This window comes from Vibrio sp. 1288, from assembly GCF_033344475.1.
Genome location: NZ_JAWPOX010000011.1, coordinates 94,085 through 119,894, shown reverse-complemented (window position 1 = coordinate 119,894; position 25,810 = coordinate 94,085). Strand labels below are relative to the sequence as shown.

The following is a 25,810-nucleotide window of genomic DNA, read 5'->3' as shown; positions in this document are numbered from 1 at the left end:
ATTGTTGCGAGGCGGTGTGGAAAACTCGTAAATAGATAGTGTGAAATCACCAACTTGTACTTAAGTTATTTTACGTCGAAATAAAAGTATAGATGCGCTTCGTTTAGCGCATTTAGTATTGTTTTAACAATAACTTAAGGAAGAGCGATTATGCACCTTAAAAACGGCAACGCAGTGAAAAACGTGTTCACACTAAGCACACTCACCGCTTCTTGTCTTATGGCCTTCAATAGCTACGCAGCAGTTGACTGTGCCCCTCTAGAAACTTGGCAATCATCAAAAGTTTATAACGGTGGCGACCAAGTTCAGCATGAAGGTAATGCTTATAAAGCGCGTTACTGGACGCAAAACAACAATCCAGCGCAATCTGGTGAGTGGGGCGAGTGGGAAACACTTGGCGCTTGTGATGGCACTGGACCGGTTGAACCACCTCAGAATGAAGTCCCGACGGTTACTCTGACATCGCCTTCTGCGTCGGCTTCTGTGACTGCGGGTGATGTTGTTAACCTAGCTGCAGATGCGGCAGATACTGATGGGACTGTTAGCAAAGTAGAGTTCTTTGTTGATGGTGTATTAGTTGGTCAGGCAACGTCTGCGCCGTATGCTGCATCGTGGACAGCAACTGAAGGACAGCACGAGTTCTCTACCAAGGCCTATGACGATGCAGGTGCCGTTAGTACGGCAAGTGTTGTGACGTTAACTGTGGCATCAGCGCAACCTGGTAACGAAGCGCCGACAGTGGATGTCGCGCTTTCTGCGAGCTCTATTGACCTGGGTGGTTCCGTAACACTGACTGCAAATGCTACGGATGCGGATGGTACCGTTGCTAAAGTTGATTTTTATGTTGCAGGTGTGCTTGCTGGCACTGCTACAACAGCGCCATACACGCTGGATGTAACCCCTTCACAAGCTGGCTCATTAAGTGTTTATGCGAGAGCAACCGATGATGCTGGAGCAACAGCAGATTCTGCAATTGCGACGTTAACAGTAAACGGCGGCGCAGTGACATCTAATTGTCGTCCTGATGGTCTTTATCAAACAACGGGTGTAGATGTTCCTTACTGTTCTATTTATGACGAAGAAGGCCGTGAGAAAATGGGGGCTGATCACCCACGTCGTGTAATCGGCTACTTCACCAGTTGGCGATCAGGTGACGACCCACAATCGACTTACCTTGTTAAAGACATTCCTTGGGAACAACTTACTCACATTAACTACGCGTTTGTGAGCATTGGTTCTGACGGCAAAGTAAACGTTGGCGACGTAAATGATCCTAACAACCCTGCTACAGGTAAAACTTGGCCAGGCGTTGAGGTAGATCCCGCTCTTGGTTTTAAAGGTCATTTTGGTGCACTAGCAACTTACAAGCAAAAACATGATGTTAAAACGCTAATCTCGATTGGTGGTTGGGCTGAAACGGGCGGTCACTTCGATACGAACGGCGATCGTGTAGCTGATGGTGGCTTCTACACCATGACGACGAATGCGGACGGTTCTATTAATCATGCTGGTATTGAGAAGTTCGCAACTTCAGCCGTTGAAATGATGCGTCAGTACAAGTTCGATGGCCTGGATATCGACTATGAATACCCGACGTCAATGGCTGGTGCTGGTAACCCTTACGACAAAGACTTCATGGAACCACGTCGTCAGTATTTATGGGCGTCTTACCAAGAGCTGATGAAAGTATTGCGTGAGAAACTTGATGCGGCATCCGCGCAAGATGGTATTCATTATATGCTGACTATCGCAGCACCATCTTCAGGTTACTTGCTACGTGGGATGGAAACCTTCGATGTAACTAAGTACCTAGACTACGTAAACATCATGTCTTACGACTTGCATGGGGCTTGGAATGATCACGTTGGTCACAACGCGGCTTTATTCGATACAGGTAAAGACTCGGAGCTAGCGCAGTGGAACGTATACGGCACTGCTGCATACGGTGGTATCGGTTACTTGAACACAGACTGGGCTTACCATTACTTCCGTGGTTCTATGCCAGCAGGTCGTATCAACATTGGTGTTCCTTACTACACCCGTGGTTGGCAAGGTGTTACTGGTGGCGAAAATGGCCTTTGGGGCCGAGCGGCACTACCAAACCAAGCAGAGTGCCAACCGGGCACAGGTGAAGGTGAGAAGAACAACTGTGGTCACGGCGCTATTGGTATCGACAACATGTGGCATGATACCGACCCTAAAGGAAACGAAATGGGCGCTGGTTCTAACCCAATGTGGCATGCTAAGAACCTAGAAAACGGTATTTGGGGCTCTTACGCAGCTGCTTACGGTCTTGACCCTGTCAACGATCCTTCAGATAAGTTTGTTGGTACTTATACTCGTCATTACGATAGCGTTGCTGTGGCACCTTGGTTGTGGAACGCAGAGAAGAGCGTATTCCTATCTACGGAAGATAAAGCTTCTATCGAGGTGAAAGCCGATTACGTTATCGATAAAGAGATCGGCGGTATCATGTTCTGGGAACTAGCCGGTGACTACAACTGTTACGTACTGGATGCAAATGGTAATCGTACGGCAGTAGATGCCACTGAACAAGCTTGTGCGGCGGGTAATGGTGAATACCACATGGGTAACACTATGACCAAAGCTATCTACGACAAGTTTAAGTCTGCGACGCCTTACGGCAACAAAGTAGCGACTGGTCCAACACCAACTGAAGCAGTAGACATTACTGTTAGTGTTGGCGGCTTCAAAGTTGGCGACCAAAACTACCCAATTAACCCGAAAATCACGTTTACGAACAACACTGGTCAAGCGATCCCTGGCGGTACTGAATTCCAATTCGATATCCCAGTATCTGCGCCGGACAACGCGAAAGACCAATCAAGTGGTGGTTTGAAAGTGATTGCTTCTGGACATACTCGAGCAAACAACATTGGTGGCTTAGATGGCGTAATGCACCGTGTGTCGTTCTCTCTACCAGCATGGAAAGACTTGCCAGCGGGCGGCACTTACGAGCTTGATATGGTTTACTACCTACCAATCTCTGGTCCGGCTAACTACTCAGTGATTTCTGGTGGTAAAGAGTTTGCGTTCAAGTTTGAACAGCCAGATCTACCACTTGGTGATCTCAATGCGGGCACGGGTGGTGGTACCACTGAACCAGGTACGTGTGATACGACAGGTTTAGTGACATACCCAGCTCTGCCACAAACGGATTGGGCAGGTAATCCAAGCCACGCTAACCAAGGTGATAAGATCATCCACAACGGTGTGGTTTACCAAGCGAACTGGTGGACAGCGGCTGAACCGGGTACAGATGGTAGCTGGTCAACGGTATGTAATATCTAATTATTATGGATTATTTGTTATAGCCTAATGTTTACAGGCACTTAAACAAAAGCGCACGATGATTATCGTGCGCTTTTTTGTTGTGATAGTTTGTCGTTTAATCGAATTGGTAACTTTCGGGTATGACGACAATACCTTTGTCTGAGATTTTAAATCGCTTCGCATCTTCAAGTTTGTTGATGCCAATTTGAGTATGTGGCGGAATACGAACATGTTTATCAACTATGCAGTTGACCAACTGACTTCCTTCACCGACTTCTACGTCATCAAAAATGATGGAATCGACTACCGTTGCACTGTCTTGGATGCGTACATTAGAAGAAATAATGGAGTGCTGTACTGAGCCGCCGGAATTGATGACACCGGTAGCAATGATGGAGTTAATAAAAATACCTTCATTACCCGTAGCCGACGATACAGTACGAGCTGGTGGAAACTGCGGCTCGTAAGTACGAATCGCCCAATTGGATTGATATAGGTTCATTGGTGGTACTGGTTCTAGCAGATCCATATTCGCTTCATAGAAGGAGTCAATGGTACCCACGTCGCGCCAGTAGCAATCCTTATCAACGCGCCCTTTACTACCACAGAATTGATAAGCGTAAACGGATTCGGTATCAATCAGCTTAGGTATGATGTCTTTTCCGAAGTCATGGCTTGATGAATCGAGTTTTGAGTCTTCTTCAAGCGCTTCTTTTAAAACATCCATATCAAAGATATAGATCCCCATGGAAACGAGGCTTCTGGTTTTGCTTCCTGGAAGGGTAGGTGGGGTTTCAGGTTTCTCTATAAACGAAGTAACGAGCCCGTTTTCTGCGGTGCCCATTACACCGAATGCTGAAGCATCCACTACGGGAACATCCATACAGGCAACGGTGAGCTTAGCACCTTTCTCTTTATGCTCTTCAAGCATTGCGGCGTAGTCCATTCGATAGATATGATCGCCGGATAACACAACCACATACTTTGCATCATTTCGCGATAGCAACCACATGTTGTGATAAATCGCATCGGCGGTTCCTTCATACCATGCACCACCTTTGCGCATTTGTGGTGGAACAGCAGTAATGTACTCGCCTAGCTCTGGATTGAATATCGACCAGCCGTCTCGTAAGTGTTTTTGAAGTGAATGAGATTTATATTGGGTTAAAACAAGGATCTTGCGTAAACCCGAATGTAAACAATTGGTTAGTGTGAAATCTATAATTCTATATTTTCCGCCAAAAGGTACGGCTGGCTTGGTTCTGTCATCGGTGAGTGGGCTGAGTCTAGACCCCATCCCTCCTGCTAAAATTACGGCGAGTGCGTCTTCCATAGTGTTCCCTTTCCCTTTTCTGACATGCATCAAAACGGTGCTAACCTGAAGGAGGTGGTATGCAACGCAGAGGTTTTGAAAAGCATGTGCTAATGTGCTTATTAGTGAAAAGTCTACTACAAGAATCGAGCCATAGAATATCTCCTTAAAAATCAAGGAGGTTAAAATTTCACTGTAAGACAACTGCACCATATTAGTGAAGCGCTAAATAGCCCGTGCATCAAATTGGCGCAAAATTGTAGAAAGGAGAGGTCAACAAGTATGGATTTACAATGTAAAGTGGCTACAAAACAAGAAGATAAATAGGGTTTTCTAGCTTAATAACTATGGCTAAACAAGGCTTAGGGTTAGCGTCTTAACTCTAAAGGTCTAAAACAGGCGCGTTGATGTAAGGCAAGAGAGCTTTGTATCAACAATTCAAGAGTAGAAGGCCTGAGACAACTCTTTTCACAGTTGTTGAGAGTGAGTGGATAGGTAAGTAGACCACTCACTCAATGAATATGTTCACTATCACTGATAGCGATACGTTATCACTGCACTAAGAGAGACCGACGATATTTCCTTCATCATCAAGATCTAAATTCATAAATGCGGGTTTATCAGGTAAGCCTGGCATCGTCATCACGGTTCCAGATAATGCATAAATGAATCCTGCGCCCGCACACAAGCGCAGCTCGCGGATTGGGACGGTAAAACCAGTTGGTGCGCCTTTGACTGCGGAGTCCGTGGTTATAGATAGTGGTGTCTTCGCGATGCAAACCGCTAAGTTGTTAAAGCCTAATTGCTCAAAATGTTTGAGCTGTTCAGTCGCGATAGGAGTCATTTCTATATTGGTTGCTCCATAGCCCGCTTCACATACTGCCATGAGCTTTTCGAGTAATGATTGCTCTTTGTTGTATAACGGACAAAACTCTACAGGCGTGGTACACGCATCAATAACATGTTGAGCTAGTTCCGTTGCGCCTTGTCCGCCTTGCGAAAAAGCGGTGCTGATGGCTACTTTAACTTCGGGATTAAATTGGTGAATCAGCTCTTCAAGAGCTTTAAGCTCTTTCACACAATCTTGTGGAAACTGGTTAATGGCAACGACAGCAGGTAAACCGTATTTATGAACGTTATTTATGTGCCATTTTAAATTTTCAAACCCAGCCTCCAATGCTGCTTGGTCCGGATTAAAAATGGAATCTGGAATAGCCATACCTGGCCGTAAATCGTAGTGTCCGGAATTCGCTTTGAGGCCGCGTAATGTTGCTACGATCACTACACAGTCCGGGGCTTTGTTGGCGGCAGCAGCTTTAATGTTACACGCTTTCTCAAATCCCATATCCGAACCAAAACCGGCTTCAGTTACCGTGTAACCTGACAGTTTTAGCGCAATATCGTCCGCGATAATGGATGAATTTCCATGGGCGATGTTTGCAAATGGACCTGCATGGATCAACGTAGGAACACCTTCTAGAGTTTGCATCAGTGTTGGTGCAATCGCCTCTTTTAGTGTTACTGCCATTGCTCCTGCAACTTGTAGATCTTCCGTAGTGACGGGGGTTCCGTTCAAATCGTACGCTACGACAATTTTCCCGATACGTTGGCGTAAATCTTTTAAATCTTTGGCTAGTGCAATGATAGCCATTAACTCGGAAGCGGCTGAAATATCGAACCCTTCGCCACGCTCGAAACCATTGATGGTTTTTCCTGCATCATTGAGGCCAATTTTGACTTTACGTAGTGCACGATCATTATGGTCCATCACTCGTTTCCAAGTAATACTGGCCGTGTCGATTTTAAGTGCTCTTAACCCGGTACGTGCTTCAAAGGCATCATAACCTTCGCGTTGCTCATGGAACAAGCGAGCGTCAAGAGCGGCTGAAGCAAGGTTGTGCGCCGCTGTCACTGCGTGAATGTCACCAGTAAGGTGTAAGTTTAACTCTTCCATTGGAGCTACTTGAGAATAACCACCGCCCGCTGCGCCACCTTTAATACCGAAGACGGGTCCCATCGAAGGTTGCCTTATACATGCAATAACAGATTGATTAAGCTTTGCTAAACCTTGCGCCAATCCTATCGTCGTAACGGTTTTTCCTTCGCCAAGAGGAGTCGGCGTGATCGCAGTGACGAGTACAAGTTTACCGTCATCATTTGCTTTGAGTCGTTCCAAACATTTTGGGTGGACTTTGGCTTTGTGCTTCCCGTGAGTGTCATACTCTTCGGGCAATAGTCCTACTTTTTCCGCGATAACATCAATAGAAGAAAGTGGTGTGTTTCGGCAAATTTCGATATCTGACTGCATGGAGAATCCCCAAAGTGGCACACAGGTAGCGTTGAAAAACTACCTGAGTTATAACGAGTATTATTGTGAGGCAAAGGTCTGCTTGGTGATGGTACTGTTTCGGTTAGGCTTGTAAAGAGTTTACTGCTTCGTATTGTGCGACATACTAACGAAATCTACTCGTTATAGTGCTAGATAAAAACAAAAAGGCCACCAAATGGTGACCTTGATATATTTTTAGCTCTAACGCTGTCGTTTTAACGATCCCAATAAGTTTCTTCTAAGCTATCTTCTCGTTCAGGAAGCGCTCGCGATAGGCGAGGAGAGTGCTGCGTCAACACTTCATAGCTTACTCGGTTTGCGTATTTACAGATCTGAGAAAGCGAGGAGTAGGTTAAGCATCGTACTTCGTGCTTTTCTGAGTTAGGCACTTCTTTTTGGTGGAAAGAGTTTGCTGCCATGTCATGCAGTAAGGCTGAAAGGGCTGCATCACCTGCACCGTTAGTGTTCTTAATCTCTAGTGGTCCACCAAGGTAAGGGCCGATGTGAGAGTAGACCTTCATTGGGTTTTGACAGTCTTCTTTACGCATCGCACGACTAAACTCGTACTGGTTAAAGGCTTCGAGGGAGCTTTCAAGGATGTCGTGTGTGGTTTCTCGTTTTACTTTCTCATCGGTGTAACCAGCCATGTACAGACCATTTGGTCCTGCTGTACAAAGTACGAGATCAACCCACTCAAGCGCTTTATCTGCAGCTGCTAGCGGCTCTGTTTCACCTGTTAGCGCCGCACCTTCTTCTTCATTCATAGCGACAACAGAAATGTTTTCGCGAATGTATTCTTGCCACCACTGTGCGTTACCTTCGATAACGTACTTTGTCCCTAACGTAAGTACAACAGGGACATCGTGCTTCTTAGCAAAGTCGATCGCTCTTTGTACCGCTTTAGGCATTGGATCTTCTTCTTTACCACGCATTAGGTAAGAAGAAACAACCAGGGCTGATGCTTTCTCAAAGATCTCTTCAGGAATGCTTCCCGGAAGCAGTTGATTCATATGACCTTCGTTGATAGCAAATGTACGCTCACCGTCTTGAGAAATTAGGGTGTAGCAGCGACCAATAGGGCCATCTACCGTTTGTAAATGGTTAAGGTTCATGCGTGAAGACGTACGGCAAAGGTAGCGATAAGCAAAAGAACCGACTTGAATGTTCTTAGACATCACACCGAGCAAAACGGATTTGCTATCGGCTAAAACTGAGTAGTTGTGAAGAGTATTGCCAATCGTGTCACCTGGGTATTGGTGTGTGATCAGGCCTTGCTCAACCAGTTCTTCGTAAAGTGCATCTGCTTTGCTTTCTTCAAGAACGAGCGAATGTCCTTTACTCAGGTTGTATTTCTCTAAAAACGCGTCATCTACACGTGCTTCGATATCTACAATGGTTTGACCGACACCAACAATAGTTGGGCGATATAGCTTAGGTGCCTGTCGGATTTGGTTTACTAATGGATCTCGAGCGTGAGTTGGGAAGTAGTGTTTAGATTTACGCTGACCAGGAAACTTCATGCTTGTTCTTGAGTGAGAAAAAAAAGAGGCGGGATTGTATCACAAAAAAATGAAAATCGTGGCGATTTATTACAAAGAAGTCTGCTCGCTGAAAAAATCAGCGAGCTGAGTAAATAGCAACCAAAGCAGCTGCAATTTATGACGCTTGTCGTATTGCAATGGGTTGTTTTTTAAACTTGTTGCTCAGCAGCGCCCGGAAAGAGCCTGCTCCGCGCTAACTAAATTTACCCGCGTTACTTTTTCACTTCAGTTGGCTCAACGTAAGCCTTGGTACCCCAAAGTGGGACTGTCGAAAGGCTATGCTTAAAACTACCATCGGTCTCTTTTGTTGTATAAGACAAGTAGAGTAAGGTTTGGTTATCGGCATCATAAATACGGCGAACCTTCATTGTTTTGAAGAAAATGCTTTTTGACTTCTTAAATACAATTTCACCGGACTTACTCTTATCTATTTTTGCAATCATTTCCGGTGTGATTTCGCCAGTCTGACGACATGATATTGAGCTATCACTTGGATCTGCTAAGCTGAAATCCGCTTCGATAGAGGCGATGTGACATGTGACACCTGTTACCACCTCGTCTTTCAACTCACCGACTTTGATGTCTTTCAAAGTAAACCAACCGAGCCCCACGTCAGCAACATCGTTATCTGAACAACCAACTAGAGTAGTAGCAAGCAATGCACTTAACAGCATCTTTTTCATTATTTTTGTCCTTAACTAGGAAAGATATTGATGAAATCTATCAGAGGTTTGCACCTAAAACAAAATTTAGCCACGGAAAGGTCTATGTGCGCTAGGTTTGTTGCGGGCTTCATGCTAATGTACTGCTCTAAACGAAGGTATCAAGATGAATGAACAACAGTTAGCCAGTATCGAGCGTAAAAATACATGGCTGTATGATCTGGTCGAAGTTGAATTTCCGACACCAGAGAGTTTGAAAGGGCGCGATGTCTATTTCAAAACGCTAGAAAAAGCAACGTATCAAGTAGTCGACAAAGACACACTACTGGAAAGTGACTCTGAATTTAACCCCGACGATATTTTTCTGGTCGATTTTCATCGACTGACCATTATGTTCTCTATCTTGCAATCTCAGCGCTGGGAACAGCAGTATGATAAAGATATGATCATTGAATATCTGACACAGATTATCCTCACGCCAGATTTTGAATTATATGTTGGTTTTAAATCTGGAGTCCCAATTGGTGCTGCTATTGTTAGCCATCTCGAAGGAAATACACTCATCTCTGATGTTGCTGTTTCTGAATCAAAATACAAAAGCTCGTTTGTGGCTGATCTGGCTAAAAGACTAAGCACCGAGCAAAAACTGTTAGACTCAGTGGTTATCGAAAACTAACTTACACATCAATGTGCATAAAAAGTAAAGCAAGATGACGTTGGGTGATCTTGCTTAGAAAAACTGTAATTGCTCCCTTCTATTTCCATGAAATGCCAAGCTCGTCGTTTCAACAATCCCAAACTCAAATAAGATTAATCCAAACATTCTTAAAATCAGCTTGGGCTTGAGCCTTTAAGACGTCTGGAGATGGCTATGGCAATTACCAATATTAAGTGCGTGATATTTGACTGTGATGGTACGTTGGTCGACAGCGAAAGACTGTGTTGCCAAGCGCTCGTCAATGTATTTAACCAGCATGGGGCTGAGTTAACGATGGAAGAGTGCGTTTCTCACTTTAAAGGAGGAAAGCTCGCTGACATCCTTTTAGATACTAAAGAATTGAAAGATATCAAAGTCCCAATTGATGTTTTAGAGCCGCAATACCGAGAAGAAGTCCAGTCTCTTTTTGTGCGTCACTTACAGCCGATGGATGGCGCAAAACGATTAATTCAGTTTTTGGATTCGCATAATATCGAATATTGTGTGGCGTCTAATGGACCTAAAGATAAAATTGAATACGCTTTGGAGTTAACCGGTTTACTCGATGCTTTCCGAGGGAAAGTGTTCTCGGCATTCGATGCGAATAGTTGGAAGCCTGAGCCCGATTTAATCATGTACAGTGCTATGAGCATGGGCTTTTTACCAAGTGACTGTCTTTATATTGATGACACGCCTAAAGGAGTTGAGGCGGGACTAAACGCCGGTATAAAAACGATACAGTTATTTAATGGTGAAGCTATCAATCTTGTTGATGACGAGCGTGTAATTCGCATCCATCATTTAGATGAATTAAAAGAGCAGCTGTGTGGCTGCTCTGTTTGACCTACTAATGGCAAACCGGACTCAAGCTGTGGATGTGCTTAAGTTTAGACTGTAGGTAAGGCGTTTGATGTAGACATTGGATAGATGAGAAGTTTTTTGTATGAAATCCGCAAGCAGCGCATGTGAATTTCTCGCCATCCGATGAAATGAGATATTCATCTCCTTGGCAGAGTGGGCAATTCAGGTTCTCTATGTCTTTTGTGTCTTTGTAATTATTCATATTGTTTTCCAGCAGCAAATTGGAATTGGCAAGATCAAGCATAGCGGAACGCTTTGTTTAAGAACATTATTTCATCCGGTACAGCGAGAACTTGAGATTCACTTCAAATATCCACTTGGATGTCGTAGAAAATATCGAAGGTAATAGTTGAACACGGTTTAAAGAAAAGGGCTCCTTAAGGAGCCCTTGTTGATCATAAGTTCCACAATGTTATGCGGTGCGGTAGCGTTGTAATATCTCACCAAGAGAAACGGAGGCTTGCGTGAGATTAGCGACGCCAGCGGTAGATTGCTCCGCCACTTCTCTGATTGTGCTTGATTGACTACGAATTTCTGAAAGTTCCGATGCAATATCGTTAGCCACTGCGCTTTGTTCTTCAGCAGATGTGGAAATCTGAATGCTCATGTCCATTAATGAGCGTGCTGACTCGGCAATAGAGGTAACATCATGGCCGATTTCATCAATAAGCTGGCTGCTGGTTTGAGCTTGCTGAACGGTTCGGTTGGTGATTGAAGCAATGTTCTGGCTCTCAATTTGAAGCTTCTCAATCATGGCTTGGATCTCTACTGTTGCCTGTTGAGTTCTGCTTGCTAATGTACGTACTTCATCGGCAACCACTGCAAATCCACGACCTTGTTCACCAGCACGGGCTGCTTCGATTGCTGCGTTTAGTGCCAACAGATTAGTTTGTTCTGAAATGGCGTTAATCGTTGTGATCACGTCATTAATCTGCGTCGTATTCTCGTTTAAATTGGTTACTGACGTAGAGGCTTGTTCAATATAGCTAGATAACGTCTCTATCTCGCCAATCACGTTTTGTACACGGCTTCTGCTTAGTTCGATCTTCTGGGCATCTTGGTCTGACTGCGTCGTTGCTTGTTGAGAAATACTTGATACCTCCTTTGCAGAGGCTGTCATTTCTTCCATTGCCGTCGCGACTGAATCAAGCGTTTGATATTGATGAGATATCTGGGTTTCACTCAACTGCATATCTTTTTCGAATGCAGAAGATGTCTCGCTCAACATCGTTGCATTATTTTTAACACTATTAACCAGTTCACTTAAGGTATCCATAGACTTGTCTAGCGCACAGCCGATGGTACCGAATTCATCTCGACCTGGATGGAAACCAAGACGAGAGGTTAAGTCACCGTCACCAATTTTTTCGGTTGTTGTATATAAAACCCACAGAGCTCCTCCGATAAACGTTGCCACCCAGTAAGAGAATAGGGCAAAAGGAATAACCCATAAGAAGCTGAGTAATAGTGACGATAGAGCTGATGATTTTAACGATTCGTATTGTGTGGACACATTTTGAGTCAGCTTAATCACTTCTCCAGAATGCAACTTGGCATAAGCGGTCACAGACCCATCGACAAAAGAACTCTCGCTTACGCGGTTCGATTTCGATACGCCGTCAATTTCTGTAGCGCGGTTTGATTGAGCATCAACGATACCAGAAAGTTTCGCTTCGCTCGCCGAGATGGCTTGCTGCTCAAATTGTTGTATTTCATTGAAGTAGCGGCTTCCAGCCACTGAAGTGAGGGCTACTAAAAATAGTAGGAATATAACCCACATTTTGTCGTTGATAGACATCTTGATAAACAGCCTGTCTATCGTTCTAAACTCAACTTCTCTCATTTAAAGCTCCATTAGAGATAAAAGATATTGACCAAATCTATTGCTATATCGAAACAAAATATGCGAAGTTAATCAGCAAAATATGTAACGAACACTAAATTTAGTTTAAGAAATGAGATCTAAGGACGCCTATAACAGTATGTTATATCTTTAAATTGACATGAATGTTGATAAAAGAGTCATTTCTCTAAAGTGTTAAGTGGATATGAAACCTAATTGCAATCGTTTACTTTTGATTATGCTCATAGGTTTTTAAATCTTTACTTCTCGCTGTCATGAATGTGTCATATAAAGACTATAAAAAGGAGTTGCTGATGTGGATATGGCAAGAGCCAGCCCGTCAGCAAGTAAAAGCAAGAGAGCTTAAAATAAAGGAGGTCACAATGAGCGACCAATACCAAAACGATGAGAGCCTAGAGCTGCTAGATGCGCTTGAAATTGGCATTATCTTGTCGGAATACGTTGGCTCAGACAACGAAGCCGAATAGCGGAACACTCTCATCTCGTCGTAATTGACGTTATACTAGGTTCATGTCACACCAAGCCCTAGAGGCCAAAACTGGCGTCGAATGAACTTTCTAGCCCACCTGCATATCGCAGATCACAGTAACAGCCATTTATTGGGAAACTTGCTTGGAGACTTCGTAAAAGGAGATCCAAGCAAGCTGTATGATCGCGATATCTCAAATGGCATCAGATTACATAGATTTGTTGACCGTATTACTGACCATCATCCAATCGTCAACGAATGTAAGCCTCATTTCACTGGTGTTGCGCGACGTTTTGCACCTATCGCTTTGGATATGTTTTGGGATCATTGCCTCGCAAAACACTGGAACGACTTTCATTCCGTGCCTCTCGAACACTTTGTACAAACGGCATACGAGAGAGTAAACCGAGAGGTTCATGAACATTTGCCGCCACGTTTTTTGGTGCTCCACAGTAGGATGTGGCATGGCCGATGGCTTCAATCCTATCAAGATCTAGACAATATAGAATTTGCACTACATCGGATGTCGCAAAGAAGTCCTAGAATGGCAGACTTAACCACAACATTTAAAGTGATTGAAAGTGATTACACCGAATTAGAAGAGAAGTTCTCGTCACTTTATCGAGATGTTTTGCGCCAGTCGTATGATTTTCAGCAACAGCTTAATGACTCAACTCAATGAGATAGAAAAGTAGTATGGCTTTAGGGGCTCTGGTAAACTCTGCGCTCCAAAAATAATGAGGTTACACATGTCTGTTAATTTTGCTGATTTAGGCATCGAACAAAAGCTAATCGAGACGCTAGGCAATCTAAATATCGTGACGCCAACACCAGTGCAAGAAAAGTCAATTCCACACGTCCTTGCAGGAAAAAACTTACTTGCTGCTGCACAAACTGGTACGGGAAAAACGGCTGCGTTTGGTTTACCTATCATACAAACCGTTCAGCAAAAGAAACTTAACGGCACACCTCAAGCATTGATTTTGGTTCCAACACGCGAGCTTGCACAGCAGGTATTTGATAATTTGAATCAGTACTCGGCAGAAACAGAACTTCGCATCGTGTGTGTTTATGGTGGTACAAGCATTGGCGTACAAAAGAGAAAGTTAGAAGAGGGCGCTGATATTTTGATTGCCACGCCAGGCCGCCTTTTGGATCACCTGTTTAATGGTAACGTAAACATCTCTAAAACCGGTATGCTCGTGTTAGACGAAGCCGACCGTATGTTAGATATGGGATTTTGGCCTGACTTGCAGCGCATCTTCCGACGTTTGCCTGCTGAGAAACAGATCCTATTGTTCTCTGCGACATTTGAGAAGCGAATCAAAACTATAGCGTATAAACTCATGGAATCGCCAGTTGAAGTCGAAGTTTCACCAGCAAATACGACTGCTGAAACGGTAACACAAATGGTTTATCCAGTGGATAAAAAACGGAAACGTGAATTGCTAGCGTACTTAATTGGCTCGCGGAATTGGCAGCAAGTGCTTGTATTTACAAAAACGAAGCAAGGCAGTGATGAGTTAGCGAAAGAGCTCAAGTTAGATGGCATCAAAGCGGTTTCTATCAACGGCGATAAATCACAAGGTGCCCGCCAAAGAGCTTTGGATGAATTTAAACAAGGTAAGGTACGTGCTTTGATTGCAACCGATGTGGCAGCACGAGGGTTAGACATTCAAGAGCTAGAACAAGTCGTGAACTTTGATATGCCATTCAAAGCAGAAGATTATGTCCATCGAATTGGCCGCACTGGAAGAGCAGGAAAGTCAGGTTTGGCGGTTTCTCTGATGAGTAGAGATGAGGAGTACTTGTTGCAAGCTATCGAGAATCTGCTTGATCAACGCTTACCCCAAGAATGGCTGGCAGGTTTCGAACCAAGTCTTGTAGAAGAAGTTGAGCCTGAACAAAATGGGGGTGGGCGTCGTCGTAGTCGTTCATCTGAGAAGCGTAAGCTAAAAGCAAAATTGGCGATTCATAAGAATCGTGGTAAATCACGTAGCTCTCGCTAAACCGCGCAAACTTTTGCTCTTACATAGTCAGGCTGTTTTTGCCTCTTCATAGGCGTCTAACGTTTGGGGGATAGCAAGTAGGTACCCTTGGTACATATCGAAACCGAGCTTTTTCATTAAGCGAAGTTGATGCTCGGTTTCAATTCCTTCGATAACGGTTTTAGAGCATAACGCTTTTGCGAGTGATAATGCATCGTTAAGCGCTTTAAAATCACCGTTTTCATACCTTAGCAATAAAGAGCGATCCATCTTGATTATATCTGGGCAAACGCTTCTCACTCGCTCAGTTGTCGATGCATTGACGCCATAATCGTCAATCGCTAATTTAAATCCTTCAAGACTTAACTCCCGAGCAGCTTGAGACAAAGAGACTTCATCCTCCACCTTCAATTCAAGTAACTCCATGACGATTTGTTCATTCATCAAATGCGATTCATAAATGGTTTGTTTTAGCAGTCGGTTATAAGTGATGTCTTTGACTAGTATCTCTGCCGCTACCGGTAATACATTGAGAAACAATTGTTTTGTGTGAAAGCGAGACTGAGAGAAATTTTTGATATGGATTAGGCGACTTAAGCGTTCAACATTGAGCAAATCTTGAGTGGGAGTCGCTTTGGATTGGAAAAACTGATCTGGCCTAACCATGGTGCCATTGGCATTGCTAATTCTTACCAGTGCTTCAAGGCCAACGATGGAAATATCGTTCTTATATATGGGTTGAAAGACACTGCGGAGAGTGAAGTTCGCGTATTTCGCAATGTACTGCCCGTCGGCTTCTTTCCGGATGCAACTAAGTAGTTGCGAGATGCTCATCATTGTTACCACAACCTAAATCAATGTCTCAACATCAGCGTTATCGCGCTAATTTTTCTATTTCATTGGCAATGAATCTAAGTGTGCTCATTAACTCAAGCAAGAACGATGGTAATGGATGGGTAGGTTTGTCGAGTGATATCAAACAAATTGATGAAATAATTGATAATCTCAGCACTTCAATTTGATGCTACCATTGCAGTACGGCATACAACTGCAAATATTTTCTGACTAACTGCTGTTTGTTCGAACGCCGTAAAGGATGCCCAAACTTAATGTAACAAGGGCTAATACCGAATCGAGTGTCCAAAGATTGCGTGAGTTGCGACTCGCTGGTGTACAGTGTGATTCCTTGTTCTGTGTATTCGTTGATCTGATCGGGTAGTTCACCCATCCACCAATGAAGTAATTCTCGGCTCGTTTTGCTGCGACTTATCCAATGATCGCAAACCAAAAAGAGTAGGTCATTAGGCTGTAAGGCATAGCCATATTCACTCTGCCATTCCGTAATTGATGAGAGTAAGTTTTCCCGGCAAGATTTTCCGGCACTGACCATATGGTGACTCAGAACCCAGACAGTGCCAATGTCGGATGAAATTCGATAGTGATGGGGAAGGTCTGGATAATCCAACACTTCGATTGGCTTTATCACGCAGTTGTATCCAAAGTGACGAAAAGTATGTTCCATCCTTCTTGAAAACGCGAGACCAAGATGATGCTCACTCATGCCTTGGTTATGCACCGCAGGGTAATGCTTTTCACACAGCTTAAGACAGTCGTCTTGAAAATCATTAACACTTTGAATAACTAGGTCGAGTAGCAAAGAATATCCCTTAATAATTACAAAACGAACTGCAAAAGGTTAGCATAGTCTTTTGAGAATAGACTAATTTACTTCGGCAACTTCTTGATCTAAACACCAAATTTCTCACAAATGACCGTGTCTAATCTTTCATAGAACAACATGAAAGAAGCAGAAGTTGAACAAAAATTTGAAAGGGAAAAAATGATAAAGCTAGAACGCGCACAAAAAGAGGCGCTGGCCACCGCCATTCAAGATTACATGCAAGACGAGCTAGATGTTGAAATTGGCCAGTTCGATAGTGAGTTTCTAATTGATTTTATTACAGAAAAACTAGGGCCAATTTATTATAACAAGGGTGTTGAAGATGCTAAGTTACTGGTTGAACGCAGAATGTTAGAAGTTTCCGAAGAGCTGTATGAGATAGAACAAGAAATTAAGCTGTAAGTTTCAGTTTTACAAACGATTTAAAGTTCCTTCAAAAAATTCGAACAACTTGATAGATACGGTACCATTGGCTAGATGTAAATGATGGTAAATAATCTGTTTCATATGACGTAAATAGGTTAATGTAGTGTTTCTTGCTCAGCATTAACTTAGGAATATATCTAGGAACTTGAGATGGATACACTGGTAAAGAATTACAACCTTACTGCACGCGTGATGCATTGGTTATCAGCGCTGTGCATTATTGGTCTATTTGCAGTGGGTTTGTGGATGGTCGACCTTAGCTATTACAGCGAATGGTATCGAACTGCGCCGCATTACCATCGCTCTGTCGGTATTTTACTCGCTATTTTAACTTTGGCACGCATCGTATGGAAACATGTGACGGCGTCACCAAAGATAGAAGGCAAACGTTACGAAGTGCTTGCTGCTAAAGCAGCGCATGGTGTCATGTACCTACTATTGGTCACCATCTTTGTTTCAGGTTACCTCATTTCAACGTCTGATGGACGCGGCATCGAAGTGTTTAATTGGTTCACCGTGCCAGGAGCGGGAGAGTTATTCCCAGGCCAATCAGATATTGCAGGTGAGATTCACTTCTATGCAGCTTGGGCAGTCATCCTGATTGCAGGTTTACATGCTATTGCTGCACTAAAACACCACTTTATCGATAAAGACAACACATTAAGAAAAATGTTAGGAGCTTCAAAATGAAAAAGTCACTTTTCGCTACAGGATTAGCTATCGCTATGGCACTGCCATTTGGTGCGCAAGCTGCAGATTATGTCATCGATACCAAAGGTGCTCACGCTTCAATCAACTTTAAAGTTAGCCACTTGGGTTACAGTTTCATCAAAGGTCGTTTCAATACATTTTCTGGTGACTTTTCTTTTGATGAAAACAACATTGCTGACTCAAAAGTAAATGTTGTTGTTGATACAACCAGCCTAGATTCAAACCATGCTGAACGTGACAAACACATTCGTAGTGGTGACTTCATCGATGCTGGTAAATACAGTGAAGCAACCTTTACGAGCACAAAAGTGGTTGATAAAGGCAATGGCAAACTAGATGTAACTGGTGATCTAACGCTACACGGTGTTACTAAGCCTATTACTATTGAGGCTGAATTCGTTGGTGCTGGCAGTGACCCATGGGGCGGCGAGCGCGCTGGCTTTGTTGGCAACACTCGCCTAGAGCTTGCTGACTTTGACATCCCAGTAATGGGTGCTTCAAGCTACGTCGATATGGAACTTCATATCGAAGGTATTAAGAAGTAATTAGTTCCTTTTAGATACACTAAAAGCGCTCTTCACTTGAAGAGCGCTTTTTTATTATCTTAATCACATCACTAACATCGATAAACCCGTCAGTGATAGCGATTGAAAGCCAATAGACGTTGTAAATGTTTAGCGAATTACGCTGTTTCTAACTCGCTTTTTTCCACTAGGTTTAAACGCTCACCAAAAATCGGGCGTAGTGCTTTTAATACTTCAGTACGAGTAACCACCCCGACCATCTGCCCATTTTCAAGCACAGGAAGCACTTGTGGCTTACTTACTTTGATACTTTTAGCGCGTTCTTCGAGAGACAAAGACGTCAAGCGAGTGGCAATACCCATACTGCTCGCTGGGTACAACTGCTCTTTATCGATACATAGGAATTCCACAACATCAACGAGGCGATCACCAGCGTCAATTGCGACCACATCTCGGCTCATGATGTCGACGACTTTTTGGTCTTTCACCGGAATGTAGTCCTCACACCATAGTTCTACCATCACATCGTGAGCAGAGAAGAAGCCAACTAATCGATTTTGTACGTCTACAACAGGTGCGCTAGTTACGTTGTTATCAAGTAACACATCCAGCGCGGCTGCAATTGGCGTTTCTGCACGAATAGTGACTGGTTTTTGGTTCATAATGTCTTTAACAAAAGAAGCATTTTTCATGGTGAAACCCTTAACTGACGACAGTGTTGTAGTTGTAGTGATAGAAGAAATATTCGCTGCTTTTAGTTCTGGTCGGCGAAAAATACACCAGTTTGAAAGGCCAACTAATACCGCTCCGCCGACGATGTTGCCAAGCGTGACAGGAATTAAGTTAGCGGTAATAAAGTGGCTAATGTTTAGGTCTGTGTATTGTGACGCGGGCACACCGACAGATGCCCAAAAAGATTCAGGTGCAAAATTCGCGATAACAATACCAAGTGGAACCATAAACATGTTCGCAACACAGTGCTCAAAACCGCTGCTGACAAACATTGCCACAGGCAAAATTGTCATTGCTGCTTTTGTCATTGCATTTGCAGAACTAAATGTCAGCCAAATCGCTAGGCAGACCAACAGGTTACAGAGAATACCGAGTGCAAACGCTTGAATGAGAGTGTGGTGAAGTTTGTGTTGTGCGATGTTAAGCGCATTTAATCCCCATTGACCGCCATCCATCTGATAAAGACCAGCAGCAGTAACCAGCGCAAGTAGGAACATCGCACCAATAAAGTTACCAACGTAAACTTTGCCCCAGATCGAAAGCATCTTACCGAACGAGATTTGTTTATTGGCCCAAGAAATACTGGATAGGACGGAGCTGGTAAATAATTCACCACCGCAGATCACTATGAGGATCAATCCCATGCTAAATGAGAGTCCACCAGCTAGGCGGCTCAAGCCCCAACCAGCGCCCGTACTGCCGGTGGTCACCGTGATGTAAAACAAGAATGCTAACCCGATGAACGCGCCGGCCATAATCGCGAGGCTTAATGTCATACTGCTGGTTTTGTTTGCCTTACTTAACGCAAATTTTTCCGCTTCAACCATCATCTCTTTTGGAGAAAAATACTGGTGATTTTGAGAACTGGTCACCGCCATATTGACTCCTTAATTTGTAATCGCATAAAAAATCCTTGGTTATTAACTCAAAAATGAAATTGTTGTTTTTATTAAGAGCCTCAATGACTTCGGTTTCAAAACCATTGAGGCTTGCGGTGTTCCCGAACCGCGTACTCAGAATAGGGAGAACGGTTAGTAAGGTAAAATTGATAATATTTAGAAACCTCATCAAATTAATTGATAACTTTACGGGGCTAGGTAAAATGAACTCTATTGCTTATTGGGGCATGCTTTAACAATTGTGGGAATTGGGAAATACCCACTAATAATGGAGGACACTTTGCGCTACTCACTTAAGCAATTAGCGGTTTTCGACGCAGTTGCAGATACCGGCAGTGTAAGCCAAGCCGCAGAAAAATTGGCTTTAACACAATCAGCGACGAGTATGTCGCTTGCGCAATTAGAGAAGATGCTTGGCAGGCCGTTGTTTGAGAGACAAGGCAAGCAAATGGCGTTAACCCATTGGGGGATGTGGTTACGACCAAAAGCAAAACGCTTGCTACAAGATGCATTGCAGATTGAAATGGGCTTCTATGAGCAACATTTATTGAGTGGTGAGATTCGTATGGGAGCGAGTCAAACCCCAGCAGAGCACTTAGTTCCCGACCTTATCAGTATCATTGATAATGACTTTCCAGAAATGCGTATTTCCCTCGGTGTACAAAGTACAAAAGGGGTGATTGATGGGGTATTAGATTACAAGTATGACTTAGGGATTATTGAAGGGCGCTGTGATGATAACCGTTTACACCAAGAAGTATGGTGTCGTGATCATCTTACTGTTGTCGCAGCTTCTCATCATCCTTTTGCGCGTAATCAGTCTGTTAGCCTTGCGCAGTTAGAGCAAGCGAAGTGGGTACTAAGAGAGCATGGCTCTGGCACACGAAAAACATTTGATAGTTCTATTCACCACCTTATTGAAGATTTGGATGTGTGGCGCGAGTACGAACACGTTCCGGTGTTACGTAGTTTAGTTGCTAATGGTCAGTACCTTACTTGCTTACCGTATTTAGATGTAGAGCGATATATAGAAGCAGGTCATCTTGTGGCATTAAATGTACCTGAGTTAAAAATGGAAAGGACGCTTTCATTTATATGGCGCTCAGATATGGCAGAAAACCCATTAGTCGACTGCATTAAAAGAGAGGGGCTGCGAATGATGAAAGGGAAGCCTTCAGTTCTTTAAAGGTTGATTAAACATGCCTACGAGATGAGTTGGGTTTATTCCCTAAATCTGTTGATTTATCGGTTGCGTCAAACTTTTAATGTAAATTGTGAAAATAATAATATCTTATTGTGATCAATATCACCGATAAGCTGAGCTGATGTATCTAACATGTGTCCTTGATTTCAATGTATGAAGGCAGTTATTGAACCATATAGGTACGATAATAGCCGAGTAGGTATGACTACCATGACGACACTTTTAGCTATTTCTATCACTACTGGAATTTTATCTGGCGTATGGGGTTGGATCGCCATCTCTTTAGGTTTGCTTTCTTGGGCTGGTTTTTTAGGTTGCACGAGCTACTTTGCAGCGCCAACGAGCGGATTGAAAGGACTAGGCATCAGCTTAATCACCAATATGACAGGCGTATTCTGGGCAATGGTAATTATTCACGGTTCCACTTACGTTGGGTTGGAAATTATTGGCTATGTGATTACCGCTATTGTGGCATTCTTCATGTGTATTCAAGCTAAACAGGCTTGGCTCGCGTACATCCCTGGTACTTTTATTGGTTCATGCGCAACATTTGCGGCTGATGGAAACTGGCAACTTGTTATTCCATCGTTGTTGCTAGGTGGTGTGTTTGGCTATCTAATGAAAGCGACAGGGCTATGGTTGCATACGAAATCAACCGCTACTTCATCTTCGCTTGCTGAGCAAGCACAACAGTAGTGAACCCCCGATCTTATTGGTATCCACTGTGTATTGAGTTTTATCCCTCTCAATACCCTTAATCAAAATTAATGATGTTTGATACAAGCACACCAAATTGGTGTGCTTTTTTTGTATTACAAGACAATACGCTGAGTGCAAAATACGCCTAACTCATGTATTGCCGTTGGCCATGGTAACAACGCGTTTAAGTGTCCAGCGCAGAAGTACAGGAATACACTCCATGCCTTTCTCTTCACAATGAGAAACAATGGCCAAAGCTAAGTCCGGTTTTGCATGTTTTTTCAAAACACGATTTACGACTTTTTTAGCAGGGATAGGGTGGTCATGAGGAACTTTGATGATGTCCTTAAAGAAAAGTTCAAACCCATTATTGTACAGAAAGTGCTCGATGTCTCGGTCGGGTAATTCCGTAAGTCGATGCCTTTCCTGATCATGGTCGAGCTGTGCTCGTACTGCATGCGCGTACTTTTTCCCTGCTGGGTCGCCATCGGTAACGACATGCCAATCAATACCAAACTCTTTTGCTACTTTGATGAGTGATTTTAGACCTGATTGAGCAAACTCAACGATTTGAACCCCTTCGGCAGCCAAGTCATACCCGCATTGACGAGCCAGTTCATGAAAAAGCCAAACTTCGGTTTCGCCTTCAACAAGTAACCAGCACCGCGCAAATAATGCTCCTGAACGATGAAAACGAATATGGAAACCAATTCGGCGCAACTCGTCTCGACCAAACTTTGTTGAGTTTAAACTCTTAGCGATGGTTCTGTCTGATAGCCGAATTAAACGTCGAATTGAATACAGTGGAACAGAACCGAGTAACGTGCCACTGTTGGTGGTTAATATCTTTTGCATTGGCAACAATTGCAATAAGGACCACGCTCTCGCTAGATGAGTTGGATGCAGTCGACCTTCTGGATCTTCAATGATCAGTATTGGTCTCGCACAGCGCCTTAAATCGGTGGGGCCTTTAGCTTGAAGATAGGCATTGAGTAACCCCATTAAGAGCAAGCGGCTTTGTTTGTCATTGGTTTCTTTCAAGAACTGACTCAAACCTTTATCAGAGGAAGGGCTTGTATAGAAAAGACCATCACGAGGTTTGCGTGGGTTACCTTTACTGACACTTCTGAATGCAAAATAGTGTTCAACAAGCGTTTGCATTGAGTCGAGGCTACTACGAATCTCACCTTTATTCACATGGCCAGGCATAGCCAATAAGCGTCGACAGGTGTTGTTGATTCGTTTTTCAATCCGAGCATTTTTACCATCGCCGTTGACATGGTTTAAATCTGGGAAGCGTCGGGAGTCACGTAGTCGGATTACAGGGTGAAGTGTCATTAACTCAATAGCGAGTTTCTCTGAGTGGTGAAGTTTTTTGGGTTTGCCGTTATGATCCAAAAACGCGTACTCTGTATTAATGCCGTGCTCATCGCGAGACGCACTAATACGATAGTAAATGACTTGCTCACCATCTTCGTTGGTGCACCATGTAGGCTTTATGCGTCTGTAGCGTCCCGCTTTTACTTCGTTTTTATCCTGTGCTTTAAAACAAACAATGATCTGTAAGTGTTGTGTTTGTGGATGAGAAATTGAGTAGTCAACGTGAAAATCTTTCAGTTTGAATTGATACAATGAGCCATTGGCAGGTAATGCGATGGAAAGGGCATCGAGTAATGATGATTTGCCCCACGTGTTTTCACCGATAAGCGTGGTGAGTTCGTCAAAAGAGAGTGAAAGGCGTTTGATGCCTCTAAACCCGGAGATTTCGATGCGTTCTAGTCTCATCTCAATCCTCCTTGCAATTATTTGAATTATCGAGAGTTATTTTGCTACTCCTAAGCATATATGAATTCGAAATTTTTGAGTTAAGCTCAGTTCACAAAATTACGAGAGCCTCTTACTGAATAGAGACCGTTACAAGCGAGGCTTGCTTTCAAAGCCGGGGGACAGCATCGTGATCACTTAAACATGAAATCCTAAATCGCAGTTTCATAAAATTCATGATTCTGTCATGATTCACTTCTTATTATTATAAGGAATGAAAAAAGAGAAGATGAAGATGAATAACAATCATAAGCCAGTGAGAATCAAACTGGCACACATCAATGACACACATTCCTACTTTGAACCAACGTCATTACAGTTAAAGCTTAAGATAAACAATGAACTCACGCTAGAGCCCTATGTCAGTGCTGGCGGCTTTTCTCGTATCGCAACCCGAGTCGAGCAGTTAAGAGATGATGCTCAGCGCCAAGGTCATGGGATGTTGTTCCTCCATGCCGGAGATTGCTTCCAAGGTACGCTGTATTTCTCATTATTTAAAGGCAAAGCCAATGCCGACTTATTGAACGCATTAAAGATTGATGCAATGGCGTTAGGTAACCATGAATTAGATATGGGGAATGAGCCAGTTGCATTGTTTTGCCAACGTACTCAGTTCCCATTGCTTGCTGGCAACTGGGATTTATCCAATGAATCACTTAAAAAACCTCACCGTATCAGTGATTGCAAGGATGTATATAGTTACCAACCGGATACACAGAGCGCTCAATACATTGTTAAAGAATTCCATGGTGAGCGGGTCGCGATTTTCGGATTATCCATAGATAAAATGAGCGACATCGCAAACCCTGATGCAGACACGCCTTTTCACTCAGCAATTGAAACCGCCAAGGCGACCGTAAAACAAATCCATTCATCAGGTATAAAAAATATTATTCTTCTGAGCCACTTAGGTTATGAAGGTGATTTAGAGTTAGCTGAGCAAGTCGCAGGTATTGGTATAATTGTTGGTGGACACAGCCACCGGTTGCAAGGTGATTTTTCATCAATAGGGTTAGGACAAGACGATCCCTACGGTATCAAAATTAATGATACCTATGTGGTGCAAGCGGGTTTCCATGCTTTGACAATGGGGCACTGCGTCATTGAGTTTGATGAACACGGTAAAGCAACGATGTTGAGTGGACAAAATGAACTGTTGCTTGGTCGACGTATTTTTTGGGACTCGACGCTAAACCAACAGCTCGACCAAGGTGTATTCGAAACCGCGTGCGACTTCATCCATGGTCAACCGAATGTCGTGGTTTGTAAGAAACACCCGGAAACTCAAGCGATCCTGAGCGATAAATATATTCCTCAGGTCAGGCAGTTACAGTCACAAGTCATTGCTAGTGTTGACACCAAAAAGCGTCATGTGAGAATTCCCGATGAATTTGGTGAGAGTGAGTTGGCTTCCTCCGTTGCCCGATCATTTCTGCACTGTTTAAACAAACGTGGATATGACGTTCAATTTGCAATTCATAATGCGGGTGGCGTGCGAACCTCTTTGAACCCTGGCAACATTACAGTGGCAGACATTGCCGGACGGCTGTTGCCTTTTGCCGTTCCTATCGGCTTTTACGATGTAAAAGGCAGCGCTATTCGCCGTGCACTTGAAGGCGCGATAAATAATGCACTCAACAATGGCGTAGAAGGCACTGGATCTGGCAGTTATCCGTACACTTACAATTTAAACTTCGAGTACCACGCAGATGCCCCAAAAGGCGAAAGAGTTCAATCATTAGTGATTTTTGATGGTAAACAATGGGTAGGTGTTCAAGATGATGTTTGGTATCGAGGGACTTCTTCTGCCTATACGATGAAAGGGAAAGAGGGGTACGACGCATTGCAGGAGATGAAAGGAGAAGGGCGTGTGACCAGTTTGTCCATGGCTGATTGTTTTATTGAACTCCTGACCGATGAGCCAAACTGTTTGAATCAAAGTCACAAACTTTACACAAAGCGACGTCGATAATAGATACTGGTATTCATTTTGCTGCTCTCCACTTACTACATGGGTTGATGAGGATGGCAGTATGTGGAATAAAGATTGGGCAGATACGGTAGTCGTGGTTGCCTGGATCGCAATTTGGTCA

Annotated in this window: 21 protein-coding genes; 12 read left to right on the top strand and 9 right to left on the bottom strand. The window is 43.5% G+C overall.

All coding sequences use genetic code 11. From position 1 onward, the window contains the following. The first annotated feature begins 150 nt into the window (after positions 1-150). Positions 151-3,312 (top strand): chitinase C-terminal domain-containing protein, encoded by a 3,162-nt coding sequence (locus tag R8O11_RS10700; RefSeq protein WP_318194132.1) that lies wholly within the window; start codon positions 151-153, stop codon positions 3,310-3,312. A gap of 97 nt (positions 3,313-3,409) precedes the next feature. Here R8O11_RS10700 and glgC read toward each other — a convergent pair whose 3' ends face one another. From glgC to R8O11_RS10680, 4 genes are all read right to left on the bottom strand, one after another. After that, positions 3,410-4,627 carry a glucose-1-phosphate adenylyltransferase gene (glgC, locus tag R8O11_RS10695; protein ID WP_258510412.1) on the bottom strand — a complete coding sequence of 406 codons (1,218 nt, stop codon included), beginning with the start codon at positions 4,625-4,627 and terminating at the stop codon, positions 3,410-3,412. 538 nt (positions 4,628-5,165) lie between these two features. Beyond that, the gene (locus R8O11_RS10690; RefSeq protein ID WP_213971519.1) at positions 5,166-6,914 is read right to left on the bottom strand and encodes a formate--tetrahydrofolate ligase; all 1,749 of its coding nucleotides are present in this window, start codon (positions 6,912-6,914) and stop codon (positions 5,166-5,168) included. Positions 6,915-7,150: 236 nt separating this feature from the next. Further along, the gene (locus R8O11_RS10685) at positions 7,151-8,455 is read right to left on the bottom strand and encodes an inosine/guanosine kinase (RefSeq protein ID WP_213971518.1); all 1,305 of its coding nucleotides are present in this window, start codon (positions 8,453-8,455) and stop codon (positions 7,151-7,153) included. Positions 8,456-8,688: 233 nt separating this feature from the next. Continuing rightward, a complete protein-coding gene (locus R8O11_RS10680) occupies positions 8,689-9,159 on the bottom strand; it encodes a CreA family protein (RefSeq protein WP_005397614.1) in 471 nt (156 codons plus the stop codon). A 145-nt stretch (positions 9,160-9,304) separates the two neighbouring features. Here R8O11_RS10680 and R8O11_RS10675 point away from each other — a divergent pair, with 145 nt between their 5' ends. Next, the gene (locus R8O11_RS10675) at positions 9,305-9,814 is read left to right on the top strand and encodes a hypothetical protein (protein WP_005376378.1); all 510 of its coding nucleotides are present in this window, start codon (positions 9,305-9,307) and stop codon (positions 9,812-9,814) included. A 195-nt stretch (positions 9,815-10,009) separates the two neighbouring features. Beyond that, positions 10,010-10,678 (top strand): HAD-IA family hydrolase, encoded by a 669-nt coding sequence (locus tag R8O11_RS10670; protein WP_017820949.1) that lies wholly within the window; start codon positions 10,010-10,012, stop codon positions 10,676-10,678. Between the two features lie 430 nt (positions 10,679-11,108). Here the strand turns inward: R8O11_RS10670 and R8O11_RS10665 are convergent, their stop codons facing one another. Then, positions 11,109-12,539 carry a methyl-accepting chemotaxis protein gene (locus R8O11_RS10665; protein ID WP_005376380.1) on the bottom strand — a complete coding sequence of 477 codons (1,431 nt, stop codon included), beginning with the start codon at positions 12,537-12,539 and terminating at the stop codon, positions 11,109-11,111. A gap of 314 nt (positions 12,540-12,853) precedes the next feature. Here R8O11_RS10665 and R8O11_RS10660 point away from each other — a divergent pair, with 314 nt between their 5' ends. The 3 genes from R8O11_RS10660 to R8O11_RS10650 all read left to right on the top strand — a co-directional run bounded on the left by R8O11_RS10660 (position 12,854) and on the right by R8O11_RS10650 (position 15,038). Further along, positions 12,854-13,027, top strand: a complete 174-nt coding sequence (locus R8O11_RS10660; protein WP_162488831.1) for a hypothetical protein — start codon at positions 12,854-12,856, stop codon at positions 13,025-13,027. Between the two features lie 81 nt (positions 13,028-13,108). After that, positions 13,109-13,711 carry an ACP phosphodiesterase gene (locus R8O11_RS10655; RefSeq protein WP_033906543.1) on the top strand — a complete coding sequence of 201 codons (603 nt, stop codon included), beginning with the start codon at positions 13,109-13,111 and terminating at the stop codon, positions 13,709-13,711. Positions 13,712-13,778: 67 nt separating this feature from the next. Further along, positions 13,779-15,038: a DEAD/DEAH box helicase gene (locus R8O11_RS10650; RefSeq protein ID WP_005376383.1), complete on the top strand. Its 1,260-nt coding sequence runs from the start codon at positions 13,779-13,781 to the stop codon at positions 15,036-15,038. A 27-nt stretch (positions 15,039-15,065) separates the two neighbouring features. Here the strand turns inward: R8O11_RS10650 and R8O11_RS10645 are convergent, their stop codons facing one another. Both R8O11_RS10645 and R8O11_RS10640 read right to left on the bottom strand, forming a co-directional pair. Next, on the bottom strand, positions 15,066-15,854 hold the full coding sequence (locus tag R8O11_RS10645; RefSeq protein WP_213971517.1) for an EAL domain-containing protein: 789 nt from the start codon (positions 15,852-15,854) through the stop codon (positions 15,066-15,068). A 187-nt stretch (positions 15,855-16,041) separates the two neighbouring features. Then, entirely contained in the window at positions 16,042-16,674 is a 633-nt protein-coding gene (locus tag R8O11_RS10640) for a hypothetical protein (RefSeq protein WP_047103576.1), read from the bottom strand. A 183-nt stretch (positions 16,675-16,857) separates the two neighbouring features. Here R8O11_RS10640 and R8O11_RS10635 point away from each other — a divergent pair, with 183 nt between their 5' ends. The 3 genes from R8O11_RS10635 to R8O11_RS10625 all read left to right on the top strand — a co-directional run bounded on the left by R8O11_RS10635 (position 16,858) and on the right by R8O11_RS10625 (position 18,380). Then, positions 16,858-17,100: a DUF2164 domain-containing protein gene (locus tag R8O11_RS10635; RefSeq protein WP_042520836.1), complete on the top strand. Its 243-nt coding sequence runs from the start codon at positions 16,858-16,860 to the stop codon at positions 17,098-17,100. A 174-nt stretch (positions 17,101-17,274) separates the two neighbouring features. Continuing rightward, positions 17,275-17,814 carry a cytochrome b gene (locus R8O11_RS10630; protein WP_047103577.1) on the top strand — a complete coding sequence of 180 codons (540 nt, stop codon included), beginning with the start codon at positions 17,275-17,277 and terminating at the stop codon, positions 17,812-17,814. Further along, positions 17,811-18,380 (top strand): YceI family protein, encoded by a 570-nt coding sequence (locus R8O11_RS10625; RefSeq protein ID WP_017634178.1) that lies wholly within the window; start codon positions 17,811-17,813, stop codon positions 18,378-18,380. The genes R8O11_RS10630 and R8O11_RS10625 overlap by 4 nt, the downstream gene beginning before the upstream one ends. 137 nt (positions 18,381-18,517) lie before the next feature. Here R8O11_RS10625 and focA read toward each other — a convergent pair whose 3' ends face one another. Next, on the bottom strand, positions 18,518-19,969 hold the full coding sequence (gene focA, locus R8O11_RS10620) for a formate transporter FocA (RefSeq protein WP_213869808.1): 1,452 nt from the start codon (positions 19,967-19,969) through the stop codon (positions 18,518-18,520). Between the two features lie 301 nt (positions 19,970-20,270). Between focA and R8O11_RS10615 the strand changes: the two genes are divergently transcribed. Beyond that, complete coding sequence (locus R8O11_RS10615) at positions 20,271-21,176, top strand: LysR substrate-binding domain-containing protein (protein WP_005376369.1); 906 nt, start codon at positions 20,271-20,273, stop codon at positions 21,174-21,176. Between the two features lie 228 nt (positions 21,177-21,404). Further along, a complete protein-coding gene (locus R8O11_RS10610) occupies positions 21,405-21,890 on the top strand; it encodes a DUF1097 domain-containing protein (protein ID WP_171344619.1) in 486 nt (161 codons plus the stop codon). A 153-nt stretch (positions 21,891-22,043) separates the two neighbouring features. Here the strand turns inward: R8O11_RS10610 and R8O11_RS10605 are convergent, their stop codons facing one another. Next, entirely contained in the window at positions 22,044-23,678 is a 1,635-nt protein-coding gene (locus R8O11_RS10605; RefSeq protein WP_047103581.1) for an ATP-dependent endonuclease, read from the bottom strand. A 268-nt stretch (positions 23,679-23,946) separates the two neighbouring features. Between R8O11_RS10605 and R8O11_RS10600 the strand changes: the two genes are divergently transcribed. Continuing rightward, a complete protein-coding gene (locus R8O11_RS10600; RefSeq protein WP_005376363.1) occupies positions 23,947-25,689 on the top strand; it encodes a bifunctional metallophosphatase/5'-nucleotidase in 1,743 nt (580 codons plus the stop codon). Positions 25,690-25,810 lie beyond the last annotated feature (121 nt).